The organism is Micromonospora sp. R311 (genome assembly GCF_056780015.1).
In genome coordinates, this window is the sequence record NZ_JBSWCE010000055.1 from 1 (window position 1) to 12,225 (window position 12,225).

General features: G+C 74.1%; 10 protein-coding genes and 1 pseudogene. 4 read left to right on the plus strand and 7 right to left on the minus strand.

Features of this window, described 5'->3' with window-relative positions; genetic code table 11:
* Positions 1-627 precede the first annotated feature (627 nt).
* Together AC1WTP_RS31445 and AC1WTP_RS31450 are read left to right on the plus strand one after the other, a co-directional pair.
* Positions 628-1,575: a sugar phosphate isomerase/epimerase family protein gene (locus tag AC1WTP_RS31445; protein ID WP_481652867.1), complete on the plus strand. Its 948-nt coding sequence runs from the start codon at positions 628-630 to the stop codon at positions 1,573-1,575.
* 25 nt (positions 1,576-1,600) lie between these two features.
* The gene (locus tag AC1WTP_RS31450) at positions 1,601-3,697 is read left to right on the plus strand and encodes a PQQ-dependent sugar dehydrogenase (protein WP_481652868.1); all 2,097 of its coding nucleotides are present in this window, start codon (positions 1,601-1,603) and stop codon (positions 3,695-3,697) included.
* A 48-nt stretch (positions 3,698-3,745) separates the two neighbouring features.
* Here AC1WTP_RS31450 and AC1WTP_RS31455 read toward each other — a convergent pair.
* The 4 genes and pseudogenes from AC1WTP_RS31455 to pdhA form a co-directional block, all read right to left on the minus strand.
* A pseudogene (locus AC1WTP_RS31455) lies at positions 3,746-5,424 on the minus strand (right-handed parallel beta-helix repeat-containing protein).
* Between the two features lie 166 nt (positions 5,425-5,590).
* Entirely contained in the window at positions 5,591-7,024 is a 1,434-nt protein-coding gene (locus AC1WTP_RS31460) for a dihydrolipoamide acetyltransferase family protein (RefSeq protein ID WP_481652869.1), read from the minus strand.
* On the minus strand, positions 7,021-8,037 hold the full coding sequence (locus AC1WTP_RS31465) for an alpha-ketoacid dehydrogenase subunit beta (RefSeq protein WP_481652887.1): 1,017 nt from the start codon (positions 8,035-8,037) through the stop codon (positions 7,021-7,023). The genes AC1WTP_RS31460 and AC1WTP_RS31465 overlap by 4 nt, the downstream gene beginning before the upstream one ends.
* A complete protein-coding gene (pdhA, locus tag AC1WTP_RS31470) occupies positions 8,034-9,227 on the minus strand; it encodes a pyruvate dehydrogenase (acetyl-transferring) E1 component subunit alpha (RefSeq protein WP_481652888.1) in 1,194 nt (397 codons plus the stop codon). The genes AC1WTP_RS31465 and pdhA overlap by 4 nt, the downstream gene beginning before the upstream one ends.
* A gap of 69 nt (positions 9,228-9,296) precedes the next feature.
* Here pdhA and AC1WTP_RS31475 point away from each other — a divergent pair, with 69 nt between their 5' ends.
* The gene (locus tag AC1WTP_RS31475; RefSeq protein WP_447135953.1) at positions 9,297-9,806 is read left to right on the plus strand and encodes an Lrp/AsnC family transcriptional regulator; all 510 of its coding nucleotides are present in this window, start codon (positions 9,297-9,299) and stop codon (positions 9,804-9,806) included.
* A 7-nt stretch (positions 9,807-9,813) separates the two neighbouring features.
* Here the strand turns inward: AC1WTP_RS31475 and AC1WTP_RS31480 are convergent, their stop codons facing one another.
* The 3 genes from AC1WTP_RS31480 to AC1WTP_RS31490 form a co-directional block, all read right to left on the minus strand.
* Positions 9,814-10,785 (minus strand): DNA polymerase domain-containing protein, encoded by a 972-nt coding sequence (locus tag AC1WTP_RS31480; RefSeq protein ID WP_481652870.1) that lies wholly within the window; start codon positions 10,783-10,785, stop codon positions 9,814-9,816.
* Between the two features lie 62 nt (positions 10,786-10,847).
* Positions 10,848-11,174, minus strand: coding sequence for a hypothetical protein (locus AC1WTP_RS31485; protein ID WP_481652871.1), 327 nt, complete (start codon positions 11,172-11,174; stop codon positions 10,848-10,850).
* Positions 11,175-11,381: 207 nt separating this feature from the next.
* Positions 11,382-11,612, minus strand: a complete 231-nt coding sequence (locus AC1WTP_RS31490) for a hypothetical protein (protein WP_481652889.1) — start codon at positions 11,610-11,612, stop codon at positions 11,382-11,384.
* A 109-nt stretch (positions 11,613-11,721) separates the two neighbouring features.
* Here AC1WTP_RS31490 and AC1WTP_RS31495 point away from each other — a divergent pair, with 109 nt between their 5' ends.
* Complete coding sequence (locus AC1WTP_RS31495) at positions 11,722-12,225, plus strand: hypothetical protein (protein WP_481652872.1); 504 nt, start codon at positions 11,722-11,724, stop codon at positions 12,223-12,225.

Below are 12,225 nucleotides of genomic sequence, written 5' to 3' on the forward strand. Positions count from 1 at the left end.
CTCGTCCCACAACTTCAGCTCTGTCCGGTCCTCAACCTGGACAGAACACCTCAAGCCGGAACAACGCCGGGGCCGTGGTGCTCAACTGGCGGCAATTGAGCGGGAAGCCGACCGGCGCGCCGGATCGACCCCTTCGACCGCCGCGCGCCCGGGCGGACCGCCCGTCGCCTCCGGGCCCGACCGCTGCACCCTTCGCCGCTTCGTGGCCGGCGTCGGGATCGGCCCGGTCTGCACCGATCGGGGGAAGTCGACCCCGCGGTCCCGGGAGTCGCTCGCGGGACGGCTCCGGGGCGCGACGCGGATCGAGAGTGGACCGGACGGAGATCGCTCCGGTCCGCGGCGGGCCGGCTTTTGTCGATGCGAGCAGAAGTTTCGTCAATCCGGACGAACCTTTGCCATCGATCGTCGGCAAGGGTACGGTGACCCATCAGATACACAGTTGTCCATTGGTCGATCCGTTGCCCCGCCCCTCCGGGCGGTCCGACCCACCGTCGGTGGGTCGGACCGTCGCGTCCGTACCACGACCGCGCCGCCGGGCCCCACGCCCGGCCGGTCCGGCGTGCCCGGCGGACGGCCGGTCGGCCCGAACGGCCGGGCCCGCAACGCCCGGCAGGAAGGACCAGCACCATGGACGAACTCGAATCCCGGCCGCCGGCACCCGGCCGGGAGCCGGTCAGCCGACGCGGCGTGCTGCGCGCCGCCACGGTCTCGGCCGCCGCGGTCGGTACCGCCGGGCTGCTCGGCGCCCCCGCCGCGGCCGACTCCGGACCGCACGGCCGGCGCCGGGTCCCGGCCGACCGGATCAGCATCCAGCTGTACACGCTGCGCGACCAGCTCGCCGCCGACCTGCCCGGGACGCTGGCCGCGCTGCGGCGGATCGGCTACTGCCGGGTGGAGCACGCCGGCTACGTCGGCCGGACGGCCGCCCAGTTCCGGGCCGCGCTGGACCAGGCCGGGCTGCGGGCCACCTCCGGGCACGTCGGCATTCCCCAACCGTTCGATCCGGACGCGTGGGAGCAGGTGCTCGCCGACACCAACACGGTCGGCTGCCGCTACCTCGTGCACCCCTGGTTCGGCCTCGACGCCGAAGGCCGGCCGATCCGGGACCCGCAGCGCTACCGGGCGCTGGCCCACGACCTCAACCGCGCCGGGCGGATGGCCGAGCGCGCCGGGCTGCGGTTCGGCTACCACAACCACCAGTTGGAGTTCGTGCCGCTGACCGACGGGCGGACCGGGTTCGAGATCCTGGCCGACGAGACCGACCCCCGGTTGGTCCACTTCGAACTCGACCTGTTCTGGACCTGGCGCGGCGCCCACGACCCGGTCGACGTGATCCACGCCCACCGCGGCCGGATCCGTCAGGTGCACGTCAAGGACATGGACACCAACGCCAGTTTCGCCGACCTCGGCGACGGTCTGATCGACTTCGGCCGGATCTTCGCGCACGCCCGGGCGGCCGGGATCGAGGAGTACATCGTGGAGCGCGACGACGCGGGCACCCCGCCGCGCGCCCCCGCCGACGCCCTCGACACCGCCCGGGTCGGCTACGCCTACCTCGCCTCGCTCCGCTACTGAGCCACGACATCGGGGGACCGCCCAGATGAGAAGAGCCGCACGCCTGTCCGCCCTGGTGCTGGTGGCCGCCGGCCTCGCCGCGCCGGCCTCGCCGGTCGCCGCCGCGCCCACCCCGGCCGCCGCACCGCCCGACAGCAGCTTCCAGAAGGTCACGCTCAACGACTTCCCCGGCGAGCCGATGAGCCTCGCCGTCCTGCCCGACCTGCGGGTGCTGCACACCTCCCGCACCGGTGAGGTCCGCATCCACGACCCGCGGACCGGCCTGAACACCCTCGCCGCCGACGTGCCCGTGTACGAGCACGACGAGGAGGGCCTGCAGGGCATCGCGATCGACCCGGACTTCGCCCGAAACAAGTGGGTCTACCTGTACTACTCCCCGCCGGGGAACACACCGGTCGACGACCCGACGACGCCGGACGTCAACGAGGGGGACGCGCCGCTGGTCGGCACCGCGGCGGACTGGCAACGGTTCCGCGGCGTGCTGCGGCTGTCCCGGTTCAAGCTCGACGGGACGACGCTCGACCTGCGCAGCGAGCAGCGGATCATCGACGTGCCCACCGACCGGGGCATCTGCTGTCACGTGGGCGGGCAGATCGACTTCGACAGCCGGGGCAACCTCTACCTGTCCACCGGCGACGACACCAATCCGTTCTTCTCCGACGGCTACACCCCGATCGACGAGCGCGCCGACCGGAACCCGGCCTTCGACGCCCAGCGCACCTCGGCCAACACCAACGACCTGCGCGGCAAGCTGCTGCGGATCCGGGTCAACCCCGGCGGCGGCTACCGGATCCCGGCCGGCAACCTGTTCCGCCCGGGCACCCCGAAGACCCGGCCCGAGATCTACGCGATGGGCCTGCGCAACCCGTTCCGGTTCGCCGTCGACCGGCGCACCGACGACGTCTACCTCGCCGACTACTCCCCCGACGCCGGGTCGGCCAACCCCGACCGGGGACCGGCCGGACACGGCCGCTGGATGCTGGTCGACGAGCCGGCCAACTACGGCTGGCCGTACTGTGTCACGCCGTCGATGCCGTATCGCGACTACGACTTCGCCACCGGCACGCCCGGGGCCCACTTCGACTGCCGGCGGCCGGTGAACGACTCACCGCACAACACCGGGCAGCGCCGCCTGCCGCCGGTCCAGGCGCCGCAGGTCTGGTACCCGTCCGCGGCTTCCGGCGAATTCCCGCAGCTCGGCACCGGCGGGATCGGCCCGATGGGCGGCCCGGCGTACGACTACGACGGGCGCAGCACCTCCCGGGTGAAGTGGCCCGCCTACTACGACGGGGTTCCGCTGTTCTACGAGTGGACCCGCGACTACATCAAGGAGTTCCGCCTCGACCGCTCCGGGGAGGTCACCGACATCCGCCCGGTGGTGCCCTCGCTGGTGGTGGACAACCCGATGGACCTGGAGTTCGGCCCGGACGGCGCGCTCTACGTGCTGGAGTACGGCGACGGGTACTTCGCGGAGAACCCGGACGCCCAGTTGGCCCGGATCGACTTCGTCCGCGGCAACCGGACCCCGATCCCGAAGATCAGCGCCGACCCGACCGCCGGGCAGGCGCCGCTGACCGTCAACTTCTCCAGTGCCGGAACGGTCGACCCGGACGGCGACCCGCTGCGCTACGCCTGGGACTTCGACGCCGACGGTTCGGTCGACTCCACCGAGGCGAACCCGAGCTGGACCTACCGGAGCAACGGCTCGTACTCGCCCACGCTGAAGGTCACCGACCGCACCGGCCGGTCCGCGGCGGCCACCCTGCCGCTGCTGATCGGGCCGCGGGCGCCGATCGTCGAGTTCGTCGCCCCGGTGGCCGGTCAGCCCTTCCAGTTCGGGCAGACCGTCACCTTCGAGGTCAAGGTCACCGACGACCGGCCGGTGGACTGCTCGCGGGTGCGGGTGACCTACATCCTCGGGCACGACGAGCACGGGCACCCGCTCTCCACCGCCTCCGGCTGCACCGGAAGCATCACCACGTTCGTCGACGGCGGACACGGTGGAGCGTCCAACCTGTCCGCGGTCTTCGTCGCCGAGTACACCGACGCGCCGACCGAGCCGGACGTACCCCCGCAGACCGGGACGGCCACGGTGGTGCTCCACCCGACCCCGGCCCACTGACCCGCGGCCGGCGGCGGTCCCGGGCGACCGGGACCGCCGCCGGCGGCGTCAGGCCCCGCCGTCGTGGCCGTGGTTGCGTTCCCACCGGCCGCCCACCGGCGGGGTGTCCGCGCGGATGGCGGCCTCGGCGTTGCCGACGAGGTCGTTCTCCTCCACCCGGCAGTCCACGCACCTGCCCTCGTCGGTGATCCAGAGACCGTGCGTCTGGGTGGCCGGGTCCCGACTGTCCCAGATCCGGTTGCCCCGCACGGTCGCCGACTCGAGCGTCGCGTTGACCGTGATCCCGGCCCGCACCGGCGGCGCGGCCGGCAACTCGTACGCCGTCCCCGGTATCGGGGTGTCGCCGCTCCACGCGGTGAACGCGCCCGGCCGGATCGGTGCCAGGGTCAGCGTGTCGGCATCGTTGGCCGCCACCACCGCGATGGCCCGACCGACCCGCACCACCTTGCCCCGGTGCCCGTCGTTCGGCCAGTCGGCCGTCCGGTCCACCACGGTCTTCTCGCCGTACCGCACCGAGTCGCCGTGCCCGATCATCGCCGGCGCCCACTGCCGGCCGTTGTTACGGATCCGGTTGCCGACCACGATCGCGTCCCGGACCGGCCGGTCGAAGCGGATCGCGTCCCCGCTGTTGCCGTAGAAGTCGTTGCTCTCGATGACGATCTCCTCGGCCGCCGCCCTGCCCGCCGCGCCGAGGCTGCGCTGGTGGTAGCCGTGCCGTCCGTTGCCGCTGATCCGGTTGCCCCGGATGGTGTACGGCCCGGGGGTGTTGCCGATGCTGATCCCGTCGCGCACGTTGCCGTCGATCACGCAGTCGGTGAGGATGCCGCCGCGCCCGGCGGTGTGCGTGGTGCCCTTCGCCGAGACGTGGAAGCCGGCCTCCAGGTTTCCGGTCATCGTGCAGGCCGTGACGATCAGGCCGTTGGCCCCCAGTCGGAGATGCCGAAGCGGTTGCCCTGGGCGTGGCAGCCGATCACCTTGATCCCCCGGGGACGCAGGCTCTCCGCCTCCTGCAACTCGAGAAAGATGCCGTTGGTGGCGTTGCCCACCACGCTGCAGTTGACGATGGCGAGCCGCTCGACGCTGCCCCATCCGCCGATGCCGATCCCGATCCCGGCGCCGCCCATCTCGGTGCCGCTGTCCAGCCGGCCGCACCCCACCACCAACACCCCGTCGATCAGGCAGTCCTGCAGGAAGTCGCAGCCCAGCCCGGTGGCCGCGGTGTGGTGGATGTAGAGGTTGCGGAAGACGCCGCGGACCAGGTACTGCAACCCGAGCCCCTTGGCCAGCGGGTGGTACTGCGCCGACGCCACCTGCGAGCCGTCGATCTCGAAGTCGGCGAAGGTGCAGTCGGCCAGGTGCCGGTCCCGGCCGGCGCCGTGCTGCAGCGTGGTGTGGAAGGCCAGCGGCGCCGGGTCGGCCCGGTTGCCGGCGTTGCTGAGCACGAACCGGGTCGCTCCCGGCCCGGCCCCGACCAGCGACACCCCGCTGCGCCAGGCCGTGCCGGCGTCGCGCATCGAGTAGACCCCCGGCGGGCAGTGGATGACCCGGGCCCGCCCGTCGGCCTGGTAGGCGTCGCCGAGCCGGTCGACCAGCGCCGCGAGGGCGGGCTGGTCGTTGGTCACGCCGTCGCCGGTCAGACCGTGCTCGCGCGCGTCGCAGAACAGCGGAGCGCCGGCGACCGGATGCCTCCGCACACCGGCCGGCACGGACACGCCCGGGTGGGCCACGTCGTTCTCCCCTCGGCGGCTGGGCAGGCCGCATTCCCGGTCCGACCGGCGGGAAACACGGCCCCGCACGGGCGGGCGGTCGGGCAGAGCCACGGGCGCCGTCCGGCCCCGGACGTCCGCGGGGACGCGACGGCCCCGGCCGGGCGGGCCGGGGCCGTCGCCGCGGTCAGACGGCGGCGATCAGCAGCGCCGGCTGCTCGACGCAGTCGGCGACGTGCCGCAGGAACCCGCCGGCCACCCCGCCGTCGCAGACCCGGTGGTCGAAGGTGAGGCTGAGCTGGGTCACCTTGCGGACCGCGAGCTGGCCGTCGACCACCCACGGCTTGTCCACGATCCGCCCCACGCCGAGCAGCGCCGCCTCCGGGTGGTTGATGATCGGGGTGGAGCCGTCGACGCCGAACACCCCGTAGTTGTTCAGGGTGAAGGTGCCGCCGGTGAGCCGGGCCGGCGGCAGGGTGCCCGCCCGCGCCGCGGCGGTGGTGGCGGCCAGCTCGGCGGCCAGCTCGCCGGTGGTCAGCCGCTGCGCGTCCCGCAGCACCGGCACGACCAGGCCGCGGTCGGTCTGCGCGGCGATGCCCAGGTGCACCCCGGCCGACTGGACGATCCGCTGCCCCTCGTTGTCCACCCGGGCGTTGAGCTGCGGATAGCGGCGCAGCCCGGAGAGGCAGATCCGGGCCAGCAGGGCCAGGATGCCGACCGGCTGCTCCGGCCGGGCGGCGTTGATCGCGGCCCGGGTCTCCAGCAGCGCGGTGGCGTCCACGTCCACCCAGATGGTCACCTCGGGAATCTCCCGCCGGCTGCGGGACAGCTTGTCGGCGATCACCCTGCGGATGCCGGTCAGCGGGATGACCAGGTCTGCGGCGTCGGCCGGGGCGAGCCCGACGTGCGCCGCCGGCGCGTCGGCCGGCTCCGGGTGGTCCGGCACGGCGGCCAGCCGGGCGGGTGCCGCCCCGGCCAGGGCGGCCTCGACGTCGGCCCGGCGGACCACCCCACCGGGCCCGGTGCCGTGCAGCGTGGCCAGGTCCAGGCCGTGCTCGCGGGCCAGCCGGCGCACGATCGGCGAGATGACCAGGGCGGCCCCGGCCGGCCTGGCCTCGTTGCCGGCCGGCCCGGCCCCGTTGGCGAGAGGCGGCCTGGCCTGGTTGCCGGCCGGCATGGCCCCGTTCGCGGCCGGCGGGCCGGCCGGCGCGGGCGCGGGCTCCGGGGCGACCGCGAGCCGGGGACGGCGGCGCCGCCGTCCCGACCCGCCGTGGCCGGTGCCGTAGCCGATCAGGACGTTGCCGGACCCGGCCCGCTCCTCCTCGCGGTAGGTGGCGTGGCCGGCGGGTTCGCCGCCGCCGGCGGGCGCCCCGGCGGCGTCGAGCGCCGCGATGGTGATCAGCGGCTGGCCGACCGGGCGGACCTCGCCCGCCGCGCCGTGCAGGGCCACCACCCGGCCGGTGTACGGGCAGGGCACGTCGACGACGGCCTTGGCGGTCTCCACCTCGACCACGGTCTGGTCCACGGTGACCGTGTCACCGACGGCGACCCGCCACTCGACGATCTCCGCCTCGGTCAGCCCCTCGCCCAGGTCCGGCAGCCGGAACACCTGCTCGGTCATGCCGCGCTGCCCTCGGTCAGCCAGCGCGGGTCCGGCTGGTCGTCCCACTGCAGGCGGGCCACCGCGTCGAGCACCCGGTCCACGCCGGGCAGGTGGGTGTGCTCCAGCATCGGCGCCGGGTACGGGATGTCCAGCCCGCTGACCCGCAGCACCGGGGCGTGCAGGGCGTGGAAGCAGCGCTCCTGCACCCGGGCGGCGATCTCGGCGCCCACCCCGGCGAAGCCCTGCGCCTCCTGGATCACCACGCAGCGGCCGGTGCGGCGTACCGAGGCGGTGACCGTGGCGTCGTCGAACGGCACGATGGTGCGCACGTCCACCACCTCCAGGTCCCAGCCCTCCTCGCGGGCGGCCTCGGCGGCCTCGAGCGCGACCGGCACCGCCGGCCCGTACGCCACCAGGGTGGCGTCGCGGCCGGGCCGGCGGACGACCGCCCGGCCGAACGGCTCGGTGCGGGCCGGCAGCGCCGCCTCGGCGCTGGAGAAGTAGAGCTTCTTCGGCTCCATGAAGACCACCGGGTCGGGGTCGGCGATCGCCTCGCGCAGCAGCGAGTACGCGTCCTCGACGGTGGCCGGGGTGACCACCTTCAGGCCGGGCGTGTGCGCGTAGTAGGCCTCGCTCGAGTCGCAGTGGTGCTCCACCCCGCCGATGCCGCCGGCGTACGGCACCCGGATCACGATCGGCACGCTGAGCGCGCCCCGGGTCCGGTTGCGCAGCTTCGCCACGTGCGAGGCGATCTGCTCGAACGCCGGGTAGGCGAACGCGTCGAACTGCATCTCGACCACCGGGCGCAGCCCGGACATGGCCAGGCCGACCGCGAACCCGACGATGCCGGCCTCGGCCAGCGGGGTGTCGAAGCAGCGCCGGTCGCCGAACCGGGCCTGCAGGCCGTCGGTGATCCGGAAGACGCCGCCGAGCGCCCCGACGTCCTCGCCGAAGACGACCACCCGCTCGTCGTCGGCGAGCGCGTCGGCGAGCGCGGCGTTGAGCGCCTTCGCCATGGTGGTGGCCATCAGTGCTCCCCCTCGGCGTCCCGGTCGGCGGCCAGTTCGGCGCGGACCTGCTCCCGCTGCTCGACCAGCTGCGGGGTCGGCTCGGCGTAGACGTGGTCGAACAGGCTCAGCGGGTCGACCGTCGGCTGGGCGTTCATCCGGGTCCGCAGGTCGGCCGCGTACTCCTCGGCCTCGGCGGCGATCGCCGCGACGGCCGCCTCGTCGAGCACGCCGCGCTCCCGCAGGTAGGTCTCCAGCCGGGCGACCGGGTCCCGGTCCCGCCAGGCGTCGACCTCGGCGCCGTCGCGGTAGCGGGTCGCGTCGTCGGCGTTGGTGTGCGGCTCCATCCGGTAGGTATGCGCCTCGACCAGGAACGGCCCGTTGCCGGCCCGGGCGTGCGCGACCGCCCGGTTCAGCACGGCGAGCACCGCCACCGGGTCGTTGCCGTCGACCTGCTCGCTGGCCACGCCGTAGCCGACGCCCTTGTAGGCCAGCGACGGGGCGGCGGTCTGCCGGGACAGCGGGACGCTGATCGCGTACCGGTTGTTCTGCACGAAGTAGACCACCGGCGCCTTGAACACCGCGGCGAAGTTGATCCCCTCGTGGAAGTCGCCCTCGCTGGTGGCGCCGTCGCCGATGAAGGCCAGCGCCACGGTGTCCCGCCCCTGGTACGCCTCGCCGTAGGCGAGCCCGGCGGCGTGCGCGCACTGGGTCGCCAGCGGGGTGCACTGCGGCGCGGTGCGCCGGGCGGCCGGGTCGTACCCGCAGTGCCAGTCGCCGCGCAGCAGGGTGAGCACCTCCACCGGGTCGAGGCCGCGGGAGACCAGCGCCATCGACTCGCGGTAGGTCGGGAAGACCCAGTCGGTGTCGCGCACCGCGAGCACCGCGCCCACCTGGCAGGCCTCCTGCCCGCGCGACGACGGGTAGACCGCCAGCCGGCCCTGCTTGGTCAGGGCGGTGGCCTGGGCGTCGAACCGGCGGCCGATCACCATCCGGCGGTACAGCTCGGCCAGCGCGTCGGCGGCCGGTTCGGGGTAGTCGGCGCGGGCGGGCAGCGGGCTGCCGGTCGGGTCGAGCAGGCGTACCGGCTCGGCGGCCGGGAGCAGCCCGCGGGCCGGGTCGGGCGGGGTGGCCGACCGGCGGGTGGATGCCCTGCGGACCGCCTGGGGTGTGGTCGTCACGGCGGGGACCTCCTGGACGTGTGGTGGGCCTATGCTCCTGCTGTCGGATGATTGACTCAAGATCCACGCGGATTGCGGGACGGATGGCATGCGGGAGGCGTCGTGGTGAGCCAGGAATCCGGGTCAGGGGCGGACGCGGCGGCCGTTACGGGACGATCGGCCCGCCCGCTCGACGAGGTGGACCGGCGGATCCTGGACGAGCTGGTCCGGGACGGCCGCACCTCGGTGCGCACCCTCGCCGAACGGGTGCACGTGTCCCGCACCAACGCCTACGCGCGGGTCGAGCGGCTGCTGCGGGATCGCGTGATCACCGGCTTCCGGGCGCACGTCGCACCGGAGGCCGCCGGGCTGGGCACCTCGGCGTACATCGCGCTGAAGATCGAGCAGAACACCTGGCGGGAGGTCTCCGCGGAGCTGGCCCGGGTGCGCTACATCGAGCACGCGGCGCTGCTCGGCGGTGACCACGACGTGCTGGCGCTGGTCCGCGCGCCGGACAACGCCACCCTGCGGGACGTGGTGCTCAACCGGGTGCAGAGCATCGCCGGGGTGCTCTCCACCCGCACCTGGCTGGTCTTCGAGGAGTTCGACGGGGAACGCAGCCCGTGGGCGTGAGCCGGTCTCACCGCTCGGGCGGCGCCTCCAGGCCCTCCCGGTCGGCCAGCTCGAGCAGCGGCTCCAGGGAGAAGCGCCGCTCGTCCAGGCCGGCGTGCGGATCGCCGCGCTCGGCGAACCGGGCCGGCATCGACGGCACGTCGAAGTCCTCCGGCCGCGCGTCGTCCAGCTCCGACCAGTCCAGCGGCGCGGAGACCAGCGCCTGCGGGGTGGGCCGGATGGAGTACGCCGAGGCCATGGTGTGGTCCCGGGACATCTGGTTGTAGTCGACGAAGACCGGCCGGTCCCGCTGCTCGCGCCACCAGGTGGTGGTGACCAGCTCCGGCAGGCGGCGCTGCATCTCGCGGCCCAGGGCGAGCACCGCCCGCCGGCAGTCGCCGAAGCTCCACCGGGGTTCGATGGAGAGGTAGACGTGCAGGCCCCGCCCGCCGGTGGTCTTCGGGTAGCCGGTCAGGCCCAGCTCGTCGAGGAACGCCCGCACCTCGCGGGCCACCGGCACCACCTGCTCGAAGCCCACCCCCGGCATCGGGTCGAGGTCGATCCGCAACTGGTCGGGCCGCTCCACGTCGGCCGCGGAGACCGGCCACGGGTGGAACCGCAGGGTGCCGAGGTTGGCCGCCCAGATCACCACGGCCAGCTCGCTCGGCGCGACCTCGTCGGCCGTCCGGCCGCTGGGGAAGGTGATGTGCGCGGTGCGGACCCAGTCGGGCGCGCCCGCCGGCAGCCGCTTCTGGTAGAAGGCGTCGCCGCGGTTGTCCTGCCGGGTGCCGATCTTCGCGCCCGGGAAGACGCCCCGCGGCCAGCGCTCCAGCATGGTCGGCCGGTCGCGCAGGGCGCGCAGGATGCCGTCGCCGACGGCGAGGAAGTAGCGCACCACGTCCAGCTTGGTCAGCCCGCGCTCCGGAAAGTAGGGCTTGTCCGGGTTGGAGACGCGGACGACCCGCTCCCCCACCGCGATCTCCTCGGCCGCCGTCGCCACGCCTCACACGGTAGCGGCGCACGGCCCGGGCCGCGGGCAGCGCGCCGAGGGAACAGCCCGGCTCAGGCGATCAGCGTGATGCCGACGACCACGAGCGGCAGCCCGACGAAGAGGAAGATCCCGACGCCGGTGAGCACCCGCCCGCCGCCGCCGGTCTCCTGCTCGGGCGCGAGCCCGAAGGTGGACCGGGCGCCGAGCATGCCGACCCGGCTCAGGGTCAGGTCACCGGTCACCCCGAGCAGTGCGCCGACGACCACGAGCGCGATGCCGAACCGGGAGACGAAGTCGCCGCCGGCGACCGCCACCCAGATCCCCGCCGCGACCGCGACCACCACCAGCGCGATCACGAGCAGCACCAGCGCCTCGCGCAGACCCCGGATGACCGTCATCGACGACCCCACCTCCGCCTCCCGGCGGCGTGGCCGCCCCGGGCGGACATTGTGCCCCGTCGACGCGTCGTGCCGCTGCCCCGGACGCCGGCGACCGGCGGTCGGATCAACGCGATCAGGTCGGTGGCCGCCCGCCGGTGCTCGGATCCGGGCCGGCCACGCACGGGGACCGGGCCGACGACGTCGACCCGGTCCCCGTGCCGGACCTCAGCGCTGTTCCTGCTGCATGCGGCTCATCAGCATCTGCTTGCCCTGGTCGCCCGCCTTGCGGTTGTTCTCCTGGATCTTGCGGAACCAGGTGGCGAGTTCCGTGTCGCCGCGGGCGTCCGCGTCGGCGATGTACGTGTCCATCCGGTACACGTTTTCCAGCGACATCTGCAGCGTACGGATGAGGTCGTAGTTCTTGTCCTTCACCGGGCTGATCTGTTCCTTGGTCATGGTCGCCACGGCGCAACCTCCCCTGTCGGTGATCGTGGAGTCAGCGCTTACCCGGCCTCGGCGGGTTCACGCCCGCGGTCCGGGCTACGCTGCCGGACCGGAGGTGGTCGTGGGCGCGAGGGCGGCATACGCGGCGTTTGCCATCGTGCTGCTCGTCGCCGGCTGCGCCGAGCAACCGCCGCCGCCGACCGCCGAGGACTACGCCGGGGTCTGGTGCGGTCCGGACCGGGACGTGCTCACGCTCGACCCGGCCGGCACGTTCACCGCCACCGACGTCTCGACCCAGCTCCTCGACGAGGTCCTGCACGACGAGGCGTACGTGGTGGGATACCGGCGGCAGACGGACTACGACGGCGTGACACCGGGGCGGGGCGCCGGCCGCTGGCACGTCTTCGTCGACCGCGGTGACATGTTCCAGGCCCGCCGGGAGCACGTCGTGCTGCACTGGTCGACCCTCGACGCGACCGGCGTGGACGAGGAACTGGAGCTGACCGTCGCGAGCAACCGGGACGGGCCGGTGCTCGGCGTGGAGTGGGTCGATCCGGAATTCACCACCCTCTTCGTCCGCTGCCCGGCGGGACGGCCCGGCCCGGACGCCGGCCCCACCGACTGA

Bases quoted from the DNA above. Each gene is read 5' to 3' on its own strand.
- AC1WTP_RS31485 (WP_481652871.1), bottom strand. From the start codon at position 11,174: ATGACGGTCATCCGGGGTCTGCGCGAGGCGCTGGTGCTGCTCGTGATC.
- AC1WTP_RS31445 (WP_481652867.1), top strand. From the start codon at position 628: ATGGACGAACTCGAATCCCGGCCGCCGGCACCCGGCCGGGAGCCGGTC.
- AC1WTP_RS31450 (WP_481652868.1), top strand. From the start codon at position 1,601: ATGAGAAGAGCCGCACGCCTGTCCGCCCTGGTGCTGGTGGCCGCCGGC.
- AC1WTP_RS31460 (WP_481652869.1), bottom strand. From the start codon at position 7,024: ATGACCGAGCAGGTGTTCCGGCTGCCGGACCTGGGCGAGGGGCTGACC.
- AC1WTP_RS31490 (WP_481652889.1), bottom strand. From the start codon at position 11,612: ATGACCAAGGAACAGATCAGCCCGGTGAAGGACAAGAACTACGACCTC.